The sequence below is a fragment of the Pseudomonas agronomica genome (assembly GCF_025917275.1).
In the GTDB taxonomy this organism is placed as follows: domain Bacteria; phylum Pseudomonadota; class Gammaproteobacteria; order Pseudomonadales; family Pseudomonadaceae; genus Aquipseudomonas; species Aquipseudomonas agronomica.
On the sequence record NZ_JAOSHO010000821.1, the window covers coordinates 1 to 1405 of the forward strand.

Sequence of the window (1405 nt, forward strand, 5' to 3'; positions counted from 1 at the left end):
GCGAGCAAGCTCGCTCCCACAAGGGTCTTCATTTAATTGGAGAGGTTCGGCAACCCAAAAAACGCCCGAGCGCAGGCCGTGCTGTGGGCCGCCAGATCTTCCTGGGTTTCGCCTCGGTGCAAGGCCACTTCGCGCAACACGTCCGTCAGGTAGGCCGGCTCGTTGCGGCCGTTCTTCGGTTTGGGGCGCAGGGTACGTGGCAGCAAGTACGGTGCATCGCTTTCGAGCATCAGCCGGCCGCGGGGAATCTCGCGCACCAAGGGATGTAGATGCGTGCCCCTGCGCTCATCGCAGATCCACCCGGTGATGCCGATGTGCAGGTCCAGGTCGAGGTAGCTGAACAGCGCTTTCTTCTCGCCGGTAAAGCAATGAACCACCGCGGCGGGCAATCGGTCACGGAAATCCCGGAGGATTTCCAGCAGGCGCTGGTCGGCGTCGCGCTCATGAAGGAAGACTGGCAATTGCAACTCGACGGCGAGGGCAAGGTGCTCCTCCAGGACTTTTTCCTGCTGGGGGCGCGGAGAAAAATCACGGTTGAAATCCAATCCGCATTCACCCACCGCGCGGACGCGGTCCTGCTTGAGCAGATCCTTCAGGTGCCGGGCGCTGTCGGCCGTCCAGTCGCTGGCGCTGTGGGGGTGGATACCTGCGGTGGAAAACAGTCGTTGCCCGTCTTCATCGAGGTGCTGGCACAGTTCGAGCGCCTGTTCGCTGCCCTCGATGCTGGTGCCGGTCAGCACCAATTGACAGACCCCGGCCTCATAGGCGCGCTCAAGCACCGCCTGGTGTTTGTCGGCGAAACTGGGGTTGGTCAGGTTGACGCCGATATCGATGAGTTGCATGGTGCTACCTCGGCCCAAAGGGCGGAAAGCATATCAGAGCTGTAGATTTATAAGAAAAGCCAAGAACTACAATGAGTTGCGGCTGTCTGTTGAGGCCACGAGACAGGTCGGGGTGGTGCAAATGCCATCGCTGTGCCAGTCTTTCGCACTTTTCAGCGCCCCAAGGTGCTCTGTTCTGTCGGCCTGACGCTCGGTTTTTATCACCGAAATGGTTCGGCAATATCCCTCCGGAGAGTGGATGACACGTCCCCAGGTGTTGCTACTGCTTTGTTGTTCCTTGCTGTTGCCGATGTCGGCCGAAGCGCGGCTGCCTGGGCCGGTGCAGGCCGTTGCGCCGGGGACCGCGCGCGACCTGGCGCAAATACGCAGCAGCCGGGTGTTGAGAGTATTGGTCAATCAGAGCCGCAACAGTTCCGGTGAAATCCAGGGCCAACCCATCGGCGTCGAATATCATCGGTTGCGAGCTTTCGAGCAATACCTCAACGGCCATGCTCGGGATGGCCAGGAAATCACCCTCAAAATCATTCCCATGGCCAAGGATCAACTGCTCGGCGCCTTGCAGC

Annotated in this window: 1 protein-coding gene and 1 pseudogene; one reads left to right on the forward strand and one right to left on the reverse strand. The window is 60.1% G+C overall.

Annotated elements, in window-relative coordinates; all coding sequences use genetic code 11:
* Positions 1-32 precede the first annotated feature (32 nt).
* Positions 33-842, reverse strand: coding sequence for a TatD family hydrolase (locus OC610_RS27420; RefSeq protein WP_264432582.1), 810 nt, complete (start codon positions 840-842; stop codon positions 33-35).
* Between the two features lie 238 nt (positions 843-1080).
* Here OC610_RS27420 and OC610_RS27425 point away from each other — a divergent pair.
* Positions 1081-1405, forward strand: a pseudogene (locus OC610_RS27425) (transglycosylase SLT domain-containing protein); the annotation flags it as partial.

Excerpts from the sequence above, each read along its gene's own strand:
- OC610_RS27420 (WP_264432582.1), bottom strand. The coding sequence starts at position 842 with ATGCAACTCATCGATATCGGCGTCAACCTGACCAACCCCAGTTTCGCC.